The following is a 20,423-nucleotide window of genomic DNA, read 5'->3' on the forward strand; positions in this document are numbered from 1 at the left end:
GTGGACCGGGGCACTCCGATCGAGGCCGCGTGCCGCATCGTCATCCTCGAGGACCAGCTCGAAGAGGCCCAGCAACTGAACGCCGCATACCGCCGTAAGGCCGACTCGGCGGACCCGACAACTGCGGTCTGAGCTGGGGCACTAGGCGTTCTGTTCGGAGTGATTTCCGTGGCGCGCCAGGGGCGGGTGGTGAACATCGGCCGCCTCCTTCACGTGGATGGCGTCAATGAAGATCACCGGATAGACGGGGCGGATTCCACTGGTCGTTGCGAATCAGCGGTAAGCGAGCTCTCTATACCAGCGTCTCATGGCCTCGGCCGGGGTGCGGTCTCCGAGGACACGGCGGGGGCGTTCGTTGAGCTGTTGTTCGACTTGTGTGAGGTCGCGGAGGCTGTAGTGGGCGAGGCTGGTGCCCTTGGGGAAGTACTCCCGCAGCAGCCCGTTCGTGTTCTCGTTGGTGCCGCGCTGCCAGGGTGAGTGCGGGTCGCAGAAGTAGATCCGGAAGCCGGTCAAGTCCTCAATTTCCTCGTGGTGGTAGAGCTCTCGACCCTGGTCCCAGGTGAGCGTGCGGCGCAGGGAAGCGGGCCAGTGGCCGGTCTGCTCCACGAGCGCGTCGCGGACCTGCGGAGCCTTCCAGCCGCCGGGCAGGTGGATGAGCCGGACGTAGCGGGTGGCTCGGTCGACCAGCGTCCCGATCGCGGGCCCCTGGCCCTTGCCGACGATCAGGTCCCCTTCCCAGTGCAGGTCCAGGCCGCGGCCGACGCGGCAGGCGAGAGCGACTGGGACATCGCGGTGGACTCCACCATCGTCCGCGCACATCAGCAAGCGGCCGGTGCCCGCACCGAACCACCGTCGGCACCTGCCTCAAAGGGGGGCGACGGGGTGGAACACCAGGACGAGACGCCGTGGCAGAGCCTCGTCGGCCGCCTGGCGGAGGTGGTGCTGGAGGTGAGGGCCTGGGTCGCTCGCGTGGCGGGTTCACCAGCAAGCTCCACCTGAGCGCGGATGGCCGATGCCGCTTACTGTCCGTGGTCGTCACGCCAGGTCAAGGGGCGGACTGCACCCATTTCAAGGTGGTCCTGGAGAAGATCCGAGTACCCAGACCCCGCCTGGGACGACCACGTAGGAAGCCAGACAGTCTCGCTGCCGATAAGGCCTACAGCAAGGGCCCCATCCGGAAGTACCTGCGCAGGAGGGGAATCCGTCACACCATCCCGGAGAAGACCGACAGCCAGGCCGCCCGCCTGCGCAAAGGCTCACGTGGCGGTCGGCCACCCGGCTTCGACGAAGATCGCTACAAGAAGCGCAACCCCATCGAACGAGCGATCAATCGCCTGAAACAGTGCCGAGCGGTCGCCACTCGCTATGACATGCGCGGCTACGTCTTCCTCGGCACCGCCACCGCAGCGGCCCTCGCCATCTGGATCCGAACGTGAACTCCTGTGCGACCCGGCGGTAAACGCCCCGGCGACGGGCGCTGCCGACGAGAGCGGCCCGGTCACTCACGATCGCGTCGGCGATCTCTGCGTCGATGATCTCGGCCTCCTCCGCCCGGAGTTGAACCCACGTAGCAGCCACGTCACGACCCGCCCCGCCCCGCCATGCGACAGCGCTGCCAGACCGGTGGCCGGACACGGCCCAGCGTCAGGACGCGACACCGGCCCGCAGGTCTTCAGCCGTCAGCAACGACAACAGGCTGATGCCCTCTGCCTTGAGGGCCCCGGCACCGCCCTGCTCCCGGTCGATCACACAAAGCGCCGCATCCACCTGCGCGCCCAGGTTCCGCAGGTCCGCGGTCGACAGCACGATCTGCCCACCGCTGGTCACGACGTCCTCGACGACCAGCACGTTCCGGCCCGCAACCTCCGCGCCCTCAGCCAGACGGCACGTGCCATACGGCTTGGCCTGCTTGCGCACGAACGCGCACGGAAGGCCCGTGTGTCGGCCGAGTGCGGTCACTACCGGGATGCCGCCCATCTCCAGGCCGGCCAGCACCTGCGTGTCTGACGGCACCAAAGGGGCCATCCGCCGGGCGATCTCATCCAGCAAGAAGGGATCCGCCTCGAACCGGTACTTGTCGAAGTACTCCGTGGCAGTACGTCCTGACCGGAGCGTGAACTGGCCGGTTAGATGAGAGGCGGCATGGATACGGAGAGTCAGATCAGAATGAGTCACAGGCAATCACTCTCCCAGCCACCTCGCCTGACCCGCACACCGGCTCCCCCTCCACGACTCCACTACAAGATCGCCCGGACACCGCCTAGCGGTGATCGCGCTGGTCAGCGCACCGGGCTATGAGTCCCAAGTCCATGACCTTGAGGCGCCGTCCGGGATCGAGCCCACCAGGGCCGAGCGGTTGTGTGGAACGTGCCGGGCAGCTGCCGCTTCGAAGTCCTCGGCCGCGCCGAGCCAGATCCGCCTCGGCGCGGGCTGGCCTCGTCCAACGCACCAAGAGTCCAGACGCCCACTCCATGCCCGGTGCGGCAGGCTTCCCGGCTGCGGACCTATCAGCACGCTTGCGTCAACAGTGCTCGCGCAATTCCGGCCTTTCCGGCTTGTCTTCGGGGGCTCCACCATTTCCTGTCGTGTCCTCACGGATCTGGAACGTCGACGCCGTCAGCAGGGCAAAACCGAGGGCGAAACCGAGCATCGTGAACACACCCCGAGGCCAGAAGATGTGACTGTCGAGAAACGACCAACAGGCGGCGAGCAGGACCACGGCCCCCGGCAGCACCCGGATCCCGTGCCGCCGTGCGAGGACGACGCACGTGGCGAGACACGCCACGGACAGCGCGTACACACCCGCGCGACCCAGTTCGCCGCCAGTCACGAACAGCCGGCCCGCAGCACCGCGGATGCCGTGGTCCACCACCGTGCCTGCAGAGATTCCCGCCACCGCATCGAGTCCGGAGTAATACGCCGCATAGACGAGGCAAGCAGCCCATGCGAGTACGGTCAGCGCTCCCTGGGCATCGCGACTCGGCCTGCCCCACAATGGCACCACCAGGCCGAGCACCAGGAACGGAAACACGGGCAGCAGAGCTATGTGCAGCCCCGCCCAGTCGCCAGCCGTCGCTGCCGTCAGATGCCGGGGATGCATTAGACCGGCGACAGCCAGTATCAAGGGGGCGGCCGTCACCACTGACGTCGTACGAAACGCACGCATGGATTTCATCCGTTCACGGTAAAAGGCCCCAGGTTCTTCTGTTCGCCTGCGAGGCAGGCGTAAGACACCTGTAAGACGGTGCGTCGTAGGACGTCCGGCCTCACCAGCGGCGTTCTCCATACCTTTGGATCCGGCGGGTCACGGCCCCCAGGAGCCCCTCCTCGAAGCGAGCACCGTCATTCGGCGCTGCCTCCATCGTCCTCTTCTCCTTCGGATCCCTTCTCGCGGTCCTCCATGACCGAGCTGCTGACCGACGGAGACCGCGCGAACGGATTCATCGAAGGCCCGGCTGCGCCGTTGGCCGCAGCGTGGCTCACCGGCCTTGCGAGTGGCAGCAAACAAGCGTCCCTGACCAACGGCACCACCCAGCGGTTCCACGACCTGCTACAGGACAGGACCCGCCGGGCTCGCGGCCGCAGCGCGGACCCCACCGCGGCCGTGGTGGACGAGCAGAGCTTGTCGGCGAACCTCGCCGAGACCAGCCAGGGCTTCGACGCTGGCAAGAAGATCAAAGGCCGCAAGTGGCACCCAGTCCCGCGAACTGAAACCCCCGGCTGAGGAGCGGCCCTGACGCCGGGTCCTTACCGGACCTGATGCGCTCGGCGGGTCGTGAGAGGCACCGACGAAATGCGCCTCGTGAGGTGACGGAATGCCTGCGTGGTGGGCTCAGGGGCCGGGCGGGTGTCACCGGGCTGGTGGCGCTCGTGCTGCAACGGGTTCCCACACGGACGGGGCTGAGCCCCAGCACGTGGGCCGCCCGCTCCCCGGCGAGGCGGCCGTCCCACTGGAGCGCGGCCACCGGCCGCTGATCCATGAGACTCAGTACGGAATCCGCCGATACACACGCCATGAAAGCAAGTTCCGCCCATTCCGTCGCCGTCCGGAGCCCATCTCGCGGACCGCGCCCCCAACATGGATGGCATCCACTTCGCCTCTTCCCTGACGCGCGTCAGCGTCGGCGGACCCGCGCCACGGAAGGAGCACCCTTTGATCCTCGACCCATGCATCTGCTTCCCCGGCCTGATCGACCGACCGTCGGTACCTCCAGGGCCGCCACCGGTTGCCTTGGAGCGGGCCTGCCGCGGTTCTCAGAGCACCTCGAGTTCGACGGCAGCCTGAGCGGGTCGGGGCTTGATCGACATGGACGAAGATTCGCACTCACAGGAGTCAGGATGAAGATCTCTCGGCTGGCCACAGCAACCGTTGCAGCCGGTGTCGTTGCCGCCATCGCTGCTGTGCCGGCAGTCGCCGCGGTCAACCAGCACCAGGACCGCATCGCGGCGGTCGCCCCGGCGAACTTCCACAGCGACGGCGTGCCGGCGGTCGCCCCGGCGAACTTCCACAGCGACGGCGTGCCGGCGGTCGCCCCGGCGAACTTCCACGCCGATGGCGTGCCGGCGGTCATCCCGGCCAACTTCTACACCGATGGCGTGCCGGCGGTCGCCCCGGCCAACTGGACCCCGAACGTCTGAAACCGGCGCTGAAGGCGTTCCGTACAGCCTTCCTGGTTACCGTCTTGCTCCCCTCGGCAACGCGGTGTCGGTCCGGCTGCAGAGACGCGCCGTCGTTGGTGACAACTATCGCCGCGAGGCACATTCGCCGGGAATCTCCACGCCTCAACGCGGGACCTACGCACGTCGTGAGCCACGTTTCAGCAGGTCAGCGAATTCCGTCGGTTCCTCCGTGACGGTTCGTCGGTGGGCGCTGACGAGCGGGCGACGGTGGTCACCTCGCGGGCCCCGAGGCGCAGGGCGGACAGCGTCGCGGCAGTCGCGTCCGCCCCGCACGTCGTCGCCTACGCGGCGGGGGTGAGTTGCGCGCGGCCGAACTGCAACGCGTAGCCGGATGGGAGCCGGCCCATGATGCGGGTGATGAGGTCGGGGCCGGCGTGGGCGGCGACGGCGGAGAAGACGGAGCCGGTGTCCCAGCGGGTGGTGGCCAGATCGCGCCGATGCGGACGCGGGAACTCGGAACGTGGGGCGGCTGGACCTGTCGGATGGAGGGGCGACGGAAGGCAGTTGGCCAGTGCGCAGTGCGGCCTGCTCGGTCTGACCCGCCAGGTCAGGCCGAGCAGCCGTGACGGTCACTCGTAGGAGAGGTGGATCTCTGAGAGATCTCCGGTGCCGAGGGTGCTGGGCGCGTTACCGATGGCGTTCCACACCTTTGCCTGGACGGTTCCGTTCTTGAGATCGCAGGCAGCTCCTGTGGCAGAGATCAGTGCGGCCCGTTCCGTGTAGTGCTCCCAGCCGGCTACGGGATCGGTGGCGAAGTAGCGATAGGTCTCGACCCGGTTCCAGCTGCCGTCGCCGGTGCAGTCGTAGGACAACTGCACCTGCGGGGCGTTGCCCACGGCGCTTCCGGCATCGACGGCCAGGTCGAAGGTCGGCGTGCCGCCGCTGTAGGTCAGGTTCAGGCCGGTGGCGGTGAAAGTTGCTGGATTGTAGGGAGTGCCGTCGTGGTTGGCGCCGTCGGCCGAGGGCACCGGGACACTTCCGGCCATGCCCTTGGAGGCGGTCAGCGTCCCGTCGCCGTCTACGTACAGGTCCGGCGAGGAGCTGCCGTTGCCGGGCGGCGGTGTGCTGGTGTCGGGTGGTGTCGGCGTGTCGGTGGGTGTGGGTGTGTCTGTCGGGGATGGACCGCCGCCGGTGGCGTTGCCGCCACTCCAGTTCTGCGCCCCGCTCGCCACGGTTTTGCCGCCGGGTACGTCGATGTCGGTGTCGTCGGAGTAGTGAACTGTCACATCCTGGGATGTTGCGTTGGCCGCAACGTAGGTCCGTTTGCCGTTCTTGACGAAGACGGAAGCCATCGGGCTGTCGGCCGTGATGGTGGTGTCGATGGTGCCGAGAGCGGCGAGGTTGCGGATCCAGTGGAAGGTGTGGGCCTTGCTCTCACCCTCCTCGGAGGTGAAGGAGTTGTCGGCCCGGAAGTCTGCGAGGGCGGTGTCCGGGTCGCCCAGGGCCAGGTACTCGTACCAGATGTCCGTCCAGATGGTGGGCCGCGTCTTGCCGCTCTGCTCGAGCATTTCCTGATAGTTGGCCTTGACGTAGTCCGGGTCGTGGCCGAGGTAGAAGTGGCCTCCGGTCACCGGCAGCAGGTTGATGCCCTGGATCTGCTCAGGCGCGCTCGAGAACCAGGTGGAGTAGGCACCGCCGTTGCTCCAGACCATGCCGACCTCCTTGTGCTTGAAGTCGTCGGGATAGGTCTGGTCGCGGGAATCGAACCAATAGTCCTGGACCGCGGCGGCCTGGGTTGTGTACATGTAGATACCGGCGTCCCGGACGCTCTTGTTGCCAGTGGTGATGCCCCATTGGATCAGGGCGTTGTCGAAGTTCATTCCCTCCGAGGAGGACTCCTGGTTGTTTCCGGCGAAGAAGGAGCCGTGACCGGAGGCCCAGTCATGACCGCTGTAGATGTCGAAGTCCCGCAGATAGGGGAAGCGTTTGTCGGTGCGGTCGTAGTTGTCGGCGTCACGGATCAGCAGGTCGACCATTCCGCCGTACTGACCGGAAGCAGCCCAGGCGGAATCGAATTTGGCCAGGGTCGCGGCGGCGGTGATGAAGTAGCCGTAGTGGAAATGGTGGTCGTTGAGTTCCTGGTCGGATCCGTAGGAGGCGGGGTATCCGATCAGGGTTCCCCAGTTCTTGTCGTAGTAGAACAGGTGGCCGGTCTCGTTCTGGGAGGCGGTGAACCAGTCGGTGAGCTTGCTCTTGATCGCGGCCAGAGCTGCGTCGCGCACCTCGGTATTGCCCGTCTGGTCGGCGATCTCCGCGATACGCGCCGCACGGCCCAACCCCTTGCCGGTCCAGTAGGTGTCGTCACTCTGCTGTCTGGTCGGATCGGACTTCTCGTTGTTCAGGTAACTCTGCAGGGTCGCTGCGTCGGTCCCGGAGTTGTCCGCGACCGCGGGGACCTCGGGCAGGACTCCGTGGAAGACCATCGATGTCGAGAACGACTGGAGGCCGGTCAGTACCTTCAGGGCACCCCGGGACGACACGTAGGCCTGCTGCAGGGGTTCGCCGGAGGCGAGGTGGCGCCACTGGTGGGGCAGGAGAGCGGCCACGGTAGCGGTCTGTGAGCCTTCCATGGCTTCGGTGGTGTAGTGGTAAGTCGTGGTGATCTTGCTGTCGCTCTCGTCATATTTGTAGGAGACGGTGGTGCCGGTGACGTGGGCGTGGGCGTACTTGGCGTACTCGTCGGCGAGGGCGGACCGGTCGGCGGCCGAGGTGGCGGAGGTGGTCGGCAGCACCGCCACGGAGAAGTAGTCCTTGCCTGCCAGCGATGAGGTGATCGTGGAGCCTTGGGCCGACCAGGTGGCTCCGGCCGGTGCGAACGCGACGTAGTCGTGCCCGTTGACCCGGTAGCCGATGATCGCGCCAGAGTTGGACCACACACTCACTTGCCCGCCGGAGGCGGCGGTGATCTGTGCGTCACCGCCGGTGGCCCGGAAGTAGGCGAAGGGCAGGCCCGATCCGATGGTCGACCGCAGCGAGTGCGCGCCGTCACTGAGGAGTGGGCTGACGGTCCAGTCGCTCCAATCGTCGACCTTCACCTCGGGCGCTGCGAGTCCCACCACACCGACGGTGAAGTCCTCCACGTAATTGAAGTGGTACTCGCCGACGCCCTTGGCGCTGCCGGAAATGGTCGGCGTGGTGCTGTAGGAGACGCCGAGGCCGCCGGACTTGGCGCGGAAGCCGAGAGGCTGCGCGTAGAGCGGTTCTCCGTAGGCGCAGTCGGTGCGCTTCCACAGAATGGAGGACCACCAGTCGTTGGTGGGTACAGCCCCTGACGGTGCGTTGGACGTCACCCAGTGCCGTGGGTTGGTCGAGATGTCCGCGCAGCCGGATGGCAAGGGTCCCGATTGCTGCTCGGTATAGCTGCCCTGGCCGACTGTGTCGGCGCTGGCGGTGTGCGAGGTGAGCACGGCCAGCAGCGCCGCGAGCATGGCCGCCACCACTCCGAACACCGCGATGCGCGAATGGCGTGCCGGCCCTCCGGCGCTTCTCCGGATGCAGGACCCTGCGCCGGCCGGCGCAGCGGCGTCCACCGCTCTGGGCGGTGGATGGCTTGCTGGGAGCATGGGGGAACTCCTAAGGCGAGGGCCGTCACGCAGGCCGCACGTGACAGCGAGTAGTGGATGTGCTCGTGCGCCGGGAACCTGCCCGTAAAGCGAGGATTCTCTGGTTCGTGACCGCTCGTTCGGATCGGGCCGCGTGCCGCGAATCAGTGTTTGAGAGCGCTCTCAATGGCTGAGAGGCTAGGGACGGCGGCCCGGCGGTGTCAACACTCCACGCAACGAAGGTTCACCGGTACGTAACGCTCGTGAAATCGTCGGATGCCGAACTTGGCGCATGAATGCGTCTATTTCGCGCTCTTGACTGCACGCCGTGACGGCGTACAGCGTCGGACGCGGCTGGGGGCGCTCCCACCAAGCCCGCGCGTGTCATGGCCTTTCGGAGCGCTCCTGATCCAGCCGCATCTTCGATCGCCGCCCCATGCTGAAATCCGTTGCCGGGCGTGCAGGCGTCTCACGGGTCGTCAACGGGGCTGAGGGGTACGCGACGTCCTGGTGGAGCGGCCCCTTCATGCAGCCGAGGAGCTTGGGGTAGCCGAACCGAACTGCTCGCACCCCGGTCCCGGCGCACAGGAGTGATCGCCGTCGTCGCCGAGCCGGAGACCAAGGTCGTCACCAACCACTTCCTCGCTGAGCAGTTGCTCGGGATCAACCGGGAACCGGCCGACCACGAACGCCGATTGGTTCCGCTCCTGACGAAGGCGGCAGGCGACTACGCGCGGGTAGGCCGCTACCTTGCCTGCGGTCACGTGGACGGTGCCGTGCTGTTCTGCCTCCACGACGAGGACCCCCTGGCGGAGATCGTGCGCCGGGTCGGTTACTGACCGTCTTCGGCGGCCGTCGGGGATGGCCAGGAGCGGAGGGGGACAGAGGTCTCCCGTGCGCAGACTCCGAGAGGCGCTGGCGCGTGTTCCGTGCCCGGGTTCGCGACGTGCAGAAAAACGCCCGCGCGTTGGCCGCGACCGCCGTGGCTTCGTCCAACTCGCCCCACACAGGGGGCGGGGGGTCCATTTCCAGCGCTTGCTGAAGACTGGCGACGAGTAGCTGGGTTCCCTGGCCGTACCTTTCCTCGGCGGCTTCGTCCGCGGGCACTTCAACGATGCCGAGGCGCGCCAAGAAGCGGTGCAGACGGGCGATGTCCTTGCCCTGAGCAGTGGCCGGGGTGGCCTTCAGGGCGAAAAGGGGAAGGTAAGTCATGACGCGCTCCTGGACCACACATGACGCCTCAACCAACTCCCAGCCGTCTCCGACGGCTGCCACCGCAGAGCTTCCTCGGGGGTCCCGCGGGCGCGGGGGCTGAGGTTCGGTTCCTGCTCGACTACACAACCCCGCCCGGTGGAGCGACCAACCTTGCCCCTCAGGCGGGTCCCAGAGCATCCAAGGCCGGAGGTGTCGGCGGACATTCGCGGAAGGCTGCGGAAGGTCCCGAGAGGCCGAGAAGGGCCGACCTGCCGCAGCGGCTCACGCGGATGCTACTCCGCTAAATTGGAGCTGAGATTGGACGACCTTCTTCCGCGTCCGCGAAGGTTTCCGGTGACGAGCAGCCCTGGCGTCCGCTGGCGGGTACGTACTTCAGTCGCGCGGCGCGGCCCCAACGTCTGGAGTCAGACATGAAGCCGAATCGCTCCATTCCGGCGTCGACGGTCATCCCCGTCCTGATCTACCCCGATGTGCGCGAGGCGGTCGCCTGGCTCGGCGCGGCCTTCGGGTTTGCCGAGCGGGTGCGGATCGGCGAGGACCACCGCGCACAGCTCAGTTTCGGCGACGGTGCCGTGATCGTCGGAGATGTGCGAAACGATCGCCGCCCGCCACGCCCCGGCGAGGTCACACACTCGATCACGGTGCGTGTGGAAGACGTCGGCGCCCACTACGACCGGTCCCGGGAGCATGGCGCACGCATCATCATGGAACCGACCGATTTCGAGTACGGCGAACGGCAGTACACCGCCGAGGACCTTGCGGGTCACCAGTGGACGTTCTCGCAGACGCTCGCAGACGTTGCCCCGGAGGAATGGGGCGGAACGTCCGTCACGACCGATTGACGCATCCTCAGCGTCGCTGCGTGGCGGTGTGGGTGGCGAGCCAGTGGGATCACAGCCACTCATCGATGGCCGCGACCAGAACGGTCGCTTCGCGTAGCGGACGGCGAGCTTGTCCTCTTGCGGTTGCGTATCGGGTCGGCCTTCTCCGGGATGGTGCAGCGGATGCCGCGTCGGCGCAGGTAGGCGCGGTTCGCGCGGGAGCCGTACGCCTTGCGCGGACCTTGTCCGGCCGGCTGCGCGGTCGGCCTGGGCCGGGGCGGGGCAGCCGGATGGGCTCCACGACAGACTGGAACTGCGGGCTGTCGTGCCGGTGACCAGCGGTGACGATCAGCGAGAGCGTTTTGTGCCCCTGCTCGACCGCCAGGTGCGGCTTGGTGGTCAGCCCGCCGCGTGAGCGCCGTACCGTTCCGATACGTCCCGCCACGGCGCACCGGTCCTGGTCCGCCACCGTATGCCGTCGACCAGTTGCCGCCGCGACCGCGTCGGCGGCCGGCCCGACTTCTCGCCCAGCGGCAAAACGGCTCAAGTCGAACGGCCGACCCACTCGCCGGTGCTCAACTGCCGGTTGCGTTCCCCTCAGTTCGTTTGAGGTCGTGCTCGTAGCGGCGGCGGTAGCAGCGCCGTGCGAGCGGCTGCAGGGGGAACAGGTGCCGCCCCATCCCCTCGGGGGCCGGGGCGGTCGGGAGCACAGCTAGCGCGCACCTTCGCTCCACCTGCTTCGCTGTGAGCCACGAGTCCGTCCGACAACACAAGAGTTCCTGTCATGCGAAGAGCGCCATATCGACGAGTGTGACGCGGGCGGCCGGACGGGAAGCCGTCGGCCCGCGCCGATCAGCCGACCTGCGGGCTGGGTGTCGGGGACGCGGTGTTCACGTTCAGGTCGGGCCGCGGGGTGAGGACGACGATCGGGGCGCCCGGCTGCGGCGGGGGCGGCGTGAGCTGGTCCTTGGGGAGCGTCGGCGGGGCGGACTGCTGGGCGAGGACCTGGTCGAAGTTGATGGTGCCGGTCTTCTCCATCATGGTGATGTGGTCGAGGACCGTGTCGTTGGCGAGGTCCGCGAGCGCGCGCACAAGGGAGTTCTGCGTCGTGGCGCGGACCTTGGAGATGACCGAGAATATCTGGCCGTGCGTGACCCGCATGATGTTGGCGGCGGTCGTGTCGAACTGCTTGCCGTTCTGGGCGACGGAGGTCGCCACGAACTGCTGTTGCTGCGGAGACGCCTGGTTCGGCAGAGTGATGTTCAGCTGTATGGCGATCTTGCGGTCCAGCTCGTCGAGGCGGGCGTGTCCCACGATCAGATGTTTGCCTGCCTCTCGCATCGCCGGTGTCGAGCCCTTCTTCAGCGCGATCTCACCCAAGGGGTACTCCCACAGCCCGGCCGCGCGGACCTTGACGACGAAGTCGCGGTCGGCCTCGGTGAGCGGGCCCCACTGGGTGTTCGCGATGACGCGGGTCTGGGCGCTGGACGTGGTCTGGAAGCCGAGCATGGTGGGGTAGGCGAGCGCGGCGAGAGTCAGAGCCACCGCGCCGCCCACGAAGACCGTTCCTGCCATGTTGCGTGAGACGGGCATGATGCCTCCTGACGTAATGATCGGATTTCGCAGGTGGTACGGCCGCCACGGCCCCATTGATCATCGCGCCGGGTAAAACTTCCACTCGCGCCCCTGTGTTGTGCGTCACAGGGAGGTGTGGCGTGTGTTTCTTGCCGTGGTGCCGCCTGTGCGGCGACAGGCGGCACCCCTGGACGGTGGCCGCGGACGGCGACTCCGGGCGTACGCGCCGTTGCCGGGGAGCGGGGGAGCGGGGAGCGCGGGCGGCCCGGCCGAGGCCGGTTTCCCTGCGGGCGGCGCGGCGATGGTCGGGCAGCTCGGCTCGGCCGAAGCCGACCGGGGGTGTTCGGCAGCCGAATTCGGTAGGTGTGTTCGGCGGGTGTGTTCGGCGGCCGCCGCGAGAGGCCCGGCGCGGTCGGCGGAGTCGGCGAGAGGCCGGGCGGGGTCGGCAGGGCTGTGAGAGGCCGGCCGGAGTCGTGGAAACAGTCTCCATCAATCGATTGATCGACGCCCTCCGGAGACGTATCCTCCCCGCCATGTCCGACTCGCCACCCGCCTCACCTGCCCCCGCGCCACCGCCCTCCGACGCCAGTCGTGAACGCATCATCGCGGCCGCCACCTCGCTCTTCGCCGAACACGGCTACGACGGCACCAGCACCCGTCGTATCGCCGCCGAGGCGGGGCTGAACATGGCCACCGTCGCCTACCACGTCGGTGGGAAGCCGGACCTCTACCGGGAGGTCATGCTCCGCGCCCACCTCGCCGAGCAGCGGGTGCTGACGGACGCGCTGGTCGCGTTCCGGGCGCTGGCGCCCACCGATCCGGTCGCGGCCGTCACCGGTCTGGTCGACCGGTACCTCGACTTCTGTCTCGACCAGTCGCACATCCCGGCCCTGTGGATGCGCCGCTGGCTCTCCGACGCCGCCGAGTTCGCGGATCTGGAGGCCACTTACGCGCGCCCGCTGATCGAATCGGTCCGCGATACCGTGCGCGAGGTCGTCCCGGCCGCGCTGCCGGCCGGATCCACCGCGCCCGCCGACATCGAGATGACCGTCTGGACGGTGCTGTGGAGCACCCACGGCTTCTGCCGCTCGGGCATCCGCGCCGAGGTCCCGCGCTTCCGCGCCCACCTGCGCGCCCTCGTCCTGCGCGATCTGGGGCTCAGTGCCCAGGAATCGTACGACCAGGAACCGCACGACCAGGGGCACGGATGACGACCGCCCTGGTGCCCCCGAGCACCGAGGACGACGAAATCACCCGGCGCCGCCTCTTCGTCTACGGCCTCGGCTCCGTCGGCACCGGCATCTTCTCCACCGTCCCCGGCCTGCTCCTGCTCTACTTCATGACCGACGCGCTGGGCGTCCCCGCCGGCATCGCCGGGCTCGTGGTCGCCCTGCCCAAGGCCTGGGACGCCGTGTTCAACCCCTTGGTGGGTGCCGCCAGCGACCGTGAGGCCGTCCGCACCGGCCGACGGACCCGGCTGCTGGTCGCCGGTGGGCTCGCGCTGCCCGCCGCGTTCGCGGCGATGTTCCTGTCTCCGATGACCGGCACGGGTGCGGCGGTCTGGGTGACCGTCACCTTCGTTCTGGCCGCGAGTGCCTTCTCGTTGTTCCAGGTGCCGTACGTCGCCCTGCCCGCCGAGATGTCGTCCGTATCGGCCGTCCGCACGCGGATCATGGTCTGGCGGATCGTCTTCCTGACCCTGGGCATCCTCGTCGCGGGCGGTGCGGCCCCGTTGGTGGTCAGTGCCGCCGGCGGAGGCCGCACGGGATACGGAGCGATGGGGCTGACTGTTGGCCTCGTCGTCGCCGGGGTCCTGCTGGTGCCCGCCCTCGGTACCCGCTGGGTGCGCTCACGACCCGGACCCGAACCTCTCGGCCTGGTCGCGGCCTTCCGCACCGCACGCGGCAACCGCGCGTTCTTCGCGCTGCTCGCCTCCTTCGTGCTGCAGGCCGCCGCCGTCGCGATCATGCTCGCCGCCGCACCGTACGTCGCCACCTACCGCCTCGGCGGCTACGGCCTGACCTCGATGCTCTTCGTCTGCCTGGTCGCGCCCAGCGCCGTCGCCGTTCCGCTCTGGGCCAAGGCCGCCGGACGCTGGGGGCGGCTGCGCTGCCTCACGTTCGCGACCTGTGGTTACGCCGTCGGCGCGGTGGCCCTGTTCCCGGCGGCCGGCCACGGCAGTGGCACCGGCGCGGTGGTCGCGACGCTCGCGCTCTGCGGGCTGCTCGGCGTCTGCTATGCCGCCCTGCAGGTCCTGCCGCTCGCCCTGCTGCCCGACACGGTGCACGCCGACAAGGCCAGGACCGGCCAGGTCCAGTCCGGCGCGTTCACCGGACTGTGGACGGCCGGTGAGACCGTCGGCCTCGCGGCCGGACCCGGCGCGTACTCGATAGCCCTGGCCGCCACCGGCTTCGTCTCCTCGACCCTGGACCACCCGGTCGCCCAGACCGCCACCGCGCGAACCGGCATCCTTCTGGGCTTCAGCCTCGTCCCCGCCCTGCTCATGCTGCTCTCGCTGCCTGCCCTGCGCGCCTACGGCCGCCGCCGCGCCGCGCAAGAAACGGAAACCACCCGATGACGACTCCTCAGCAGGCCACCGCCCCCGCGCAGTCCGCCCACCCCGGCCTGCCCGAGACCGGCCGCTCCGGCGCCGACCTTCTCGCCGAACTCGCCGTCCTCACCGCAGCCGACCTGCCCACCCGAGGCGGGCACACCACCGCCTACGTCTACGACAGCGGCCGTCCCGAGGTACGCGAAGCCGCCGAACGGGCCTACCTGACGATGATGGAGGTCAACGGCCTGGACCCGACCGCCTTCCCCAGCATCGTCGCGCTGGAACGCCAGGTCGTCGGCGCGACCGCCGCCCGCCTCGGCGGCGACGACGCCACCCCGGGCATCTTCACCAGCGGCGGAACCGAGTCGATCATTCTGGCGGTGAAGGCCGCCCGGGACGCCCGCCCGGACGTCATCGCCCCGGAGATCGTCGTCCCGGTCACCGCCCACGCCGCGTTCCACAAGGCAGGGAGCTACCTCCGGGTCACCGTACGGAGCGCACCCGTCGACCCCGAGACGTACCGGGCCGACCCGGCCGCAATGGCGGCGCTCTGCAACGAGAACACTGTCCTCGTCGTCGCCTCCGCCCCGTCCTACGCCCACGGCGTCATCGACCCCGTCGCGGAGATAGCCGCCGACGCCGCCGCCCGCGGCATCCCCTGCCACGTCGACGCCTGCGTCGGAGGCTGGCTGCTGCCCTGGCTCGCCGAGGCCGGTGCGCCCGTCCCGGCCTTCGACTTCTCCGTCCCCGGCGTCACCTCCCTCTCCTGCGACCTGCACAAGTTCGGGTACGCCCCCAAGGGCGCCTCCGTGCTGCTGTTCCGCGACGAGGCCCTGCGCCTCCACGCCTACTACGCCTGCGCCGCCTGGCCCGGCTACAGCGTCGTCAACTCCACGATCCAGAGCAGCAAGGGAGCCGGACCACTCGCCGGGGCGTGGGCCACGCTGCAGGCCCTCGGCGCCGACGGCTACCGCGAACTCGGCCGCGCCGCCCTGTCCGCGACCCGCACGCTGATCAGCGGCGTCGAGGCCATCGACGGCCTGACGGTCCTCGGCACCCCCGAAGCCACCCTCGTGGCCATCGGCGCGGACCCGACGGCCGAGACCCCGCTCGACCTCTTCGCCCTCGCCGACGAGACCCGCGCCCGGGGCTTCTTCCTCCAGCCCCAGCTCAGCCTCGACGGCCTCCCGGCCAACCTGCACCTGACCCTCTCCGGGGTCAGCGAGCACGGCGTCGAGGAACTGCTCGCCGTGCTGCGCGACTGCGTCGACATCATCCGTCCGCTCGGGCCCCCGACGCCCCCCGCGGACATCGTCGACCTGCTCCAGCAGGTGGACCTGACCGAACTCGACAACGCGTCCTTCGCGGCACTGCTCCCCGCCGCGGGCGTCGACCTGACCGGCGACAACGCGGCCCGGATGGCCCCGGTCAACCGCCTCCTGGATGCCCTCCCGGCGGCGACCCGCGAGGTCATCGTCACCCGCTTCCTGTCCGCGCTCTACAGCCCGTACCTGGGCGGGTGAGGACAACTCCGGTCACGCGGTGACGGTTTCGGCCCAGGGGCCGCCAGGGCCACGACGGCTGTGGCCGGGTACGACGAGGACGTACCCGGCCATGATCGATTTCGCCCCTGTACTGCCGGGCCGCCAGGAACGGACCGGGTCGTCCGGTGCCGGGCGTCCGGGCTCACCGGGCTGTGTGCTGCTTTCGTCCGCCGCGGCGGAAGCGCATGCCGGCGTAGGCGAGATCGGCGAGCAGGACGAGGCAGCCGATGATCAGCAGGAAGAACAGTCCGTGGGCGGCGAATCCGATGATGCCCAGGACGAGGGCTACAAGGATCAGGAACAGGAACAGGCTCATCGGTCTCTCCCGGCGGCTTTCGGGGATCATCAGCGACGGGCGAGCCGGCGCTCGCCCTTCACTCCCGGCGTGTATTCGAGTTCGTAGTGCGCGAAGACTCCCGGCTCGTCCGTGGCGGGCAGCACGCCGTCCGTGTCGATGGCCGGGGCCTTCTTCACCAGGTTCTTGTCGTGAGCGACCTTCAGGTAGCCCGGCCCGACGGTCGCGCCGTCAAGAGGTACGAACACCAGGCGACGGCGCGTGGGCAGTCCCACGGTCACGGTGGCGAAGGACGGACTGTCGGTCGCCGTGTCGACGTAGACGGATTCCAGAGTGCCGATCTTGTGGCCCCCCGGATCCACCACGTCGTGCCCACGCCATTCGCGGATGTCACCTGCCTCGAACATGTTGTACCTCCACAGGGGGGGTACCCCCGATCGTCGGCCTGATGCCCGGGTCGCCACGGTTGCCCTGCCGGGAAATCGGCGGCCGACGTACTGATCATGTTGCATCCGGTACGGGGCGGGCTGCCTCGTCGAACAAGTCGAACAAGTCGAATAAGATGATGCCTCTTGCGTTGTTGATCAAGGAAACATAGTTTCGTGGTGTGACCATGACACGAAGAGCGATCATCAAGGGAATGGCTGCCGCACCGTTCATCGGAGCCGCAAGCAGCCTTCTTTCCGCCTCCCCCGCTCAGGCGGCCACCATCGACGCCGGCCAGTTCACCCTCACCAGCAGGACCTCCAACAGTTACGGCGAGTTCGCCGACCTGTCCGCCGGTCTGGCGACCAAGCTGCCCAAGGTGGACGCGACCACCGTCATCGCCGACGTCAACCGCAGTGCCACCCATCTCACCAGCGCCCCCAGCACGGCCGAGGCCTTCGAGACCGGCTTCGCCTGGGACTCCGACGACCAGGCGGTCGACTACTGGATTCCCCAGGGCGTCACCACCAGCGCGGATGCCTATGGCAACGGCAACTATCCCGAAGGCGGAAGCAACCGCGTCGTCCTCGCCTCCTGGTACTTCGAGACCGATCCCGACGGTGACGGAGTCGACGAGTACGCGATCGACAAGGGTCTGCGGCTCACGTTCGTCAACTACAACAACGCGTCGACACCGAAGTACCGGCACGTCCTGCTGGTCGAGCCCGTCAAGACCTCCACGGGCGAGTTCTCGTTCAACCCCATCCGCAAGCATGCCGGCGGCATCATGTGGTACGGCAACCTCCTCTATGTGGTCGACACATACAAGGGACTGCGGGTATTCGATCTGAACACCCTCTTCAAGGTGCCTCTCACCGAGAAGGACGTGTGCGGTCTGCACACCGACGGGTCCTACTACGGGTACGGCTACCAGTACGTCCTGCCGCAGAGCCAGGCCTACGACAACGCGGGAACCTACCTGCGCTACACGGCCATCGGGCTGGACCGCGCGAGCACCCCCGACAGCCTCGTCGTGAGCGAGTACTCCCTGTCCGGCGCGGTCAGCTACACGGACGGCACCTTCAACGGCACCGGTGTCGGCACCACCACGCCCAAGGTGGTCCGCTGGAACCTCGACTACACCGACCGGCAACTCGGCTCGCTCACCGCGTCGGAGGCCGTCACCGTCAGCCAGCAGAAGATCCAGGGCGTGGTGTCCCGCAACAGCAAGCACTATCTCTCCGCCAGTGACGGCACCTCCACCAAGGGAACACTGCGCACCTTCACGTCCGGGGGCTCGACGGCCAGCACCGTGTGCGACCTGGTCATCGGGTGCGAAGACCTCAGCTACCACAGCAGCGGGGCTTCCGGCTGGGCCTTCAGCGAGTCCGTGATCTGGAACCTTGGCGAATACGTCAACAAGCGCTACGTGTACGCGGTGCACGCGGACGGTTCGTAGCAGCGGCGGGTGTCCGCGACGACGGCAGTCGGGCCTGGACCTGCGAAGGCGCACACGCATGACGCTCCGGAGCGGCGTTGCAACGGCGACCCAGCACCTCGCAGTCAGGGTCCGACCGCCGTCGGACCCTGGGCCCCGCGGGAGCACAGGATGATGTCGTCAACGAGTTGCTCCTCCAACGAGAGCAGTTCGGCAAGGACGAGTTGGGGTGGTTGCCGGCCGGAGGCGGCAGCGTGTGAGAGGAAGTGGTCGTCGAGCGCCAGGTGGTAGGTCTCGACGTAGTAGGCCAGGCTGGAGAACCAGAACCATGTCCCGTCGGTCTGCAGCGAGACTTCGTGGATCGCGGTTCCGTCGCCGCGCAGCACGTCGTAGTCCGTCGAGCCGGATACGGCCAGAACGGAGGCGGCACGGAGATGGGCGACCAACTCCGTTTCGTGCGAACGGGGTTCTGGGGTGGCGACGTCACGGATGCACGGTGCGTCGTCGTCGGCGGCCGGCTCGCGGAAGGCCCCAAGAATCTCGTTCCGCACCGTTGAGCGGTCTGCCCACGGCGATGTGGGGCGATGCCCGGCAGAGCGGGGAACCGGGATCCGGTGCAGGCTGCCGTCCTGCTTGTCCACGAAGCAGGAGCCGTTGCCGACCAAGGAGTGCCGGGTGTCCCGCGTGCGCAGGTAGTCCACGGACTGCCAGCCGACGATCCAGCCGAGCGCGTGCTCCTTGACATGGGAGACAGCCGCCCGGACGGAACTGCCGCACACCGTCAGCTCCGCGCGGTAGTCCCGCTCCAACTGTGCTTCGACCAGCAGAACAGCGAACTCGCGGGCGATCGTCTCGACAGCATCAGCGATTCTGCCAGTCCCCACGACCGAATTTCACGATCCCGGTGGCGAGCATCACCGGGCCCGTCCGGCGGCCGGCTCCCTGGTGTGTGCGTGGCCGCGGCTGTCGTGAACTGTGCCGAGAGCGCGGCACCGTGGCAGCGAGCGCGTTTTCTGATCGACAGGGACAACCAGCCCTGCAGGGGATGGCCGAAGCGACTCACCGACCGTGTGGCTCCACGCGCTCACTGACTATTCGGCCTCGCGCGTCCGAAGCCTGAAGATACTCCAGCGTCGCCGTCTGGGTGGGAGGGGAACGAGGACCGTCGAGGGGATGCCCAGTGCGGCCAGTCGGGAAAGAAGGGCTGTCTCCTGACTTTGAGTGACCGCGATACACAGGGAGGTTCCTGTGTCGTTCGCGCTGAATATCAAGCAGTCGCCCTGCCGGCCTTCCGCGTTGATCGTGTAAGGAGCCAGGTCCAGGAGCACGCCGAACTGCTCGTCGTCGCGCACATCGATGCCGATCCCCATGCCTGGGTCGTCCCGCCGGGAGCGAGTGCCGTCGGCGACCTGTTCACGGCCGAGGGACAACGTGCGTTCGTAGGAGTTCACTACGGCGGGCGGCCAAGGTTCGTCGCTGTAGGCGTCGAGGTCGGCTGAGTCGATGCCGGAGCGCAGGACACGAAGCGCCTCGCGGTGAACGTGCTCGATGTCGGCCGGACTCAATCCGTCCGCGATGACGAACTCGTTCCGCTGGACGTCCTGTTGGCTGATCATGAGGGACACCCTATTCGCGGCCTGGAGCTCGTCCGTCACGGTGAGCAGCGGCGAGGCGTATGCCCCATGCGCGCACGCGGCCCGCGCGGCCCCGTCAACGCATGCCTCGTCCGCGCGGCAGGCGGCCCAAGCCAATCGCCCGACGCGGACGGGTGCCGTCACTCCGCTCCGCGTGCTCCTCTGAGGTCGCGGCCGGTGACCATCTCGGATTCGATCCGCACGGACACCGCGTTCGGCAAGGGCATCCAGGATGTGGGGCCGACCTGCGCCAGCCGCTCGTGCTCGGCGGGGTCCGTCACGACGGTGGCCCGTCCGGTGACGACCACGCTCCAGCCGGACCGGGTCTCCGCGTCGAACTCGTCCGCCTCGAAGGCGACCACGACGCCGTCGATCGCGCGGACGAGATCCGAGTCCGACGAGGTGCGCAGCAGGACAGAGTTGTCCGTGTCCAGGGAGAAGTTGACGGGAAGGACCGCGGGCAGTGCCTGCCGGGTGTAGACCACGCGGCCGACCGCGACCTTGGCCAGCAGGCGGATGCACTCCTGCCGGTCGAGTTCGTGAAAGGCGTCGTACTGGGACATCGAACCATCGTCCCTCCCCGCGCCGGGCCCGTGTAGGGCCGGTCGGCCCTACATCGGGGCAGGCGAAGGACTGGGACCGTGTGACGCACCCGGGCCGTACCGACCGAGCCCCTGGGGCCGCCGGCCGGACGTCACC

19 protein-coding genes and 4 pseudogenes are annotated in these 20,423 nt (G+C 68.3%); 11 read left to right on the forward strand and 12 right to left on the reverse strand.

Annotated elements, in window-relative coordinates; translation table 11 throughout:
- Positions 1 to 132 (forward strand): annotated as a pseudogene (locus ACZ4N5_RS36610) (MerR family transcriptional regulator); the annotation flags it as partial.
- A gap of 141 nt (positions 133 to 273) precedes the next feature.
- Here ACZ4N5_RS36610 and ACZ4N5_RS36615 read toward each other — a convergent pair.
- Positions 274 to 756, reverse strand: a pseudogene (locus ACZ4N5_RS36615) (IS30 family transposase); the annotation flags it as partial.
- A gap of 149 nt (positions 757 to 905) precedes the next feature.
- Between ACZ4N5_RS36615 and ACZ4N5_RS36620 the strand changes: the two are divergent.
- Complete coding sequence (locus ACZ4N5_RS36620; RefSeq protein ID WP_467761346.1) at positions 906 to 1,436, forward strand: IS5 family transposase; 531 nt, start codon at positions 906 to 908, stop codon at positions 1,434 to 1,436.
- Positions 1,437 to 1,644: 208 nt separating this feature from the next.
- Here ACZ4N5_RS36620 and pyrE read toward each other — a convergent pair whose 3' ends face one another.
- Both pyrE and ACZ4N5_RS36630 read right to left on the reverse strand, forming a co-directional pair.
- Positions 1,645 to 2,175: an orotate phosphoribosyltransferase gene (pyrE, locus tag ACZ4N5_RS36625; protein ID WP_467761347.1), complete on the reverse strand. Its 531-nt coding sequence runs from the start codon at positions 2,173 to 2,175 to the stop codon at positions 1,645 to 1,647.
- Between the two features lie 346 nt (positions 2,176 to 2,521).
- Positions 2,522 to 3,175 (reverse strand): hypothetical protein, encoded by a 654-nt coding sequence (locus ACZ4N5_RS36630; RefSeq protein ID WP_467761348.1) that lies wholly within the window; start codon positions 3,173 to 3,175, stop codon positions 2,522 to 2,524.
- 225 nt (positions 3,176 to 3,400) lie between these two features.
- On the opposite strand from ACZ4N5_RS36630, the gene ACZ4N5_RS36635 reads away from it, so the two are divergent.
- From ACZ4N5_RS36635 to ACZ4N5_RS36645, 3 genes are all read left to right on the forward strand, one after another.
- The gene (locus ACZ4N5_RS36635) at positions 3,401 to 3,724 is read left to right on the forward strand and encodes a hypothetical protein (protein WP_467761349.1); all 324 of its coding nucleotides are present in this window, start codon (positions 3,401 to 3,403) and stop codon (positions 3,722 to 3,724) included.
- Between the two features lie 443 nt (positions 3,725 to 4,167).
- The gene (locus tag ACZ4N5_RS36640; protein WP_467761350.1) at positions 4,168 to 4,638 is read left to right on the forward strand and encodes a hypothetical protein; all 471 of its coding nucleotides are present in this window, start codon (positions 4,168 to 4,170) and stop codon (positions 4,636 to 4,638) included.
- 225 nt (positions 4,639 to 4,863) lie between these two features.
- Entirely contained in the window at positions 4,864 to 5,007 is a 144-nt protein-coding gene (locus ACZ4N5_RS36645; protein WP_467761351.1) for a hypothetical protein, read from the forward strand.
- Here ACZ4N5_RS36645 and ACZ4N5_RS36650 read toward each other — a convergent pair.
- Both ACZ4N5_RS36650 and ACZ4N5_RS36655 read right to left on the reverse strand, forming a co-directional pair.
- Positions 4,962 to 5,108, reverse strand: a pseudogene (locus tag ACZ4N5_RS36650) (DUF2267 domain-containing protein); the annotation flags it as partial. The gene ACZ4N5_RS36645 and the pseudogene ACZ4N5_RS36650 overlap by 46 nt on opposite strands.
- Positions 5,109 to 5,249: 141 nt before the next feature.
- On the reverse strand, positions 5,250 to 8,108 hold the full coding sequence (locus tag ACZ4N5_RS36655; RefSeq protein ID WP_467761352.1) for a glycosyl hydrolase: 2,859 nt from the start codon (positions 8,106 to 8,108) through the stop codon (positions 5,250 to 5,252).
- A 704-nt stretch (positions 8,109 to 8,812) separates the two neighbouring features.
- Between ACZ4N5_RS36655 and ACZ4N5_RS36660 the strand changes: the two genes are divergently transcribed.
- Together ACZ4N5_RS36660 and ACZ4N5_RS36665 are read left to right on the forward strand one after the other, a co-directional pair.
- Positions 8,813 to 9,061 carry a hypothetical protein gene (locus tag ACZ4N5_RS36660; RefSeq protein ID WP_467761353.1) on the forward strand — a complete coding sequence of 83 codons (249 nt, stop codon included), beginning with the start codon at positions 8,813 to 8,815 and terminating at the stop codon, positions 9,059 to 9,061.
- A gap of 786 nt (positions 9,062 to 9,847) precedes the next feature.
- A complete protein-coding gene (locus tag ACZ4N5_RS36665; RefSeq protein WP_467761354.1) occupies positions 9,848 to 10,279 on the forward strand; it encodes a VOC family protein in 432 nt (143 codons plus the stop codon).
- Positions 10,280 to 10,681: 402 nt separating this feature from the next.
- Here ACZ4N5_RS36665 and ACZ4N5_RS36670 read toward each other — a convergent pair.
- Positions 10,682 to 10,783 (reverse strand): annotated as a pseudogene (locus tag ACZ4N5_RS36670) (transposase); the annotation flags it as partial.
- 327 nt (positions 10,784 to 11,110) lie between these two features.
- A complete protein-coding gene (locus ACZ4N5_RS36675; protein WP_467761355.1) occupies positions 11,111 to 11,851 on the reverse strand; it encodes a DUF4142 domain-containing protein in 741 nt (246 codons plus the stop codon).
- Positions 11,852 to 12,366: 515 nt separating this feature from the next.
- Between ACZ4N5_RS36675 and ACZ4N5_RS36680 the strand changes: the two genes are divergently transcribed.
- The 3 genes from ACZ4N5_RS36680 to ACZ4N5_RS36690 are packed head-to-tail and all read left to right on the forward strand — an operon-like array spanning position 12,367 to position 15,910.
- The gene (locus tag ACZ4N5_RS36680; RefSeq protein WP_467761356.1) at positions 12,367 to 13,044 is read left to right on the forward strand and encodes a TetR/AcrR family transcriptional regulator; all 678 of its coding nucleotides are present in this window, start codon (positions 12,367 to 12,369) and stop codon (positions 13,042 to 13,044) included.
- The gene (locus ACZ4N5_RS36685) at positions 13,041 to 14,411 is read left to right on the forward strand and encodes an MFS transporter (protein ID WP_467761357.1); all 1,371 of its coding nucleotides are present in this window, start codon (positions 13,041 to 13,043) and stop codon (positions 14,409 to 14,411) included. Before ACZ4N5_RS36680 ends, ACZ4N5_RS36685 begins: the two co-directional genes overlap by 4 nt.
- Entirely contained in the window at positions 14,408 to 15,910 is a 1,503-nt protein-coding gene (locus ACZ4N5_RS36690; RefSeq protein WP_467761358.1) for a pyridoxal phosphate-dependent decarboxylase family protein, read from the forward strand. Before ACZ4N5_RS36685 ends, ACZ4N5_RS36690 begins: the two co-directional genes overlap by 4 nt.
- A gap of 163 nt (positions 15,911 to 16,073) precedes the next feature.
- Here the strand turns inward: ACZ4N5_RS36690 and ACZ4N5_RS36695 are convergent, their stop codons facing one another.
- Both ACZ4N5_RS36695 and ACZ4N5_RS36700 read right to left on the reverse strand, forming a co-directional pair.
- Complete coding sequence (locus ACZ4N5_RS36695) at positions 16,074 to 16,247, reverse strand: hypothetical protein (protein ID WP_467761359.1); 174 nt, start codon at positions 16,245 to 16,247, stop codon at positions 16,074 to 16,076.
- Positions 16,248 to 16,276: 29 nt separating this feature from the next.
- Entirely contained in the window at positions 16,277 to 16,633 is a 357-nt protein-coding gene (locus ACZ4N5_RS36700; protein ID WP_467761360.1) for a PRC-barrel domain-containing protein, read from the reverse strand.
- A 233-nt stretch (positions 16,634 to 16,866) separates the two neighbouring features.
- Between ACZ4N5_RS36700 and ACZ4N5_RS36705 the strand changes: the two genes are divergently transcribed.
- Positions 16,867 to 18,111: a hypothetical protein gene (locus ACZ4N5_RS36705; RefSeq protein WP_467761361.1), complete on the forward strand. Its 1,245-nt coding sequence runs from the start codon at positions 16,867 to 16,869 to the stop codon at positions 18,109 to 18,111.
- A 104-nt stretch (positions 18,112 to 18,215) separates the two neighbouring features.
- On the opposite strand, the gene ACZ4N5_RS36710 is transcribed toward ACZ4N5_RS36705, so the two are convergent.
- The 3 genes from ACZ4N5_RS36710 to ACZ4N5_RS36720 form a co-directional block, all read right to left on the reverse strand.
- Positions 18,216 to 18,974, reverse strand: coding sequence for a YrhB domain-containing protein (locus ACZ4N5_RS36710; protein WP_467761362.1), 759 nt, complete (start codon positions 18,972 to 18,974; stop codon positions 18,216 to 18,218).
- Positions 18,975 to 19,181: 207 nt separating this feature from the next.
- Positions 19,182 to 19,745 (reverse strand): hypothetical protein, encoded by a 564-nt coding sequence (locus ACZ4N5_RS36715; RefSeq protein WP_467761363.1) that lies wholly within the window; start codon positions 19,743 to 19,745, stop codon positions 19,182 to 19,184.
- A gap of 119 nt (positions 19,746 to 19,864) precedes the next feature.
- Entirely contained in the window at positions 19,865 to 20,287 is a 423-nt protein-coding gene (locus tag ACZ4N5_RS36720; RefSeq protein ID WP_467761364.1) for a pyridoxamine 5'-phosphate oxidase family protein, read from the reverse strand.
- Positions 20,288 to 20,423: the final 136 nt, after the last annotated feature.

This window comes from Streptomyces sp. NPDC026500, from assembly GCF_055567635.1.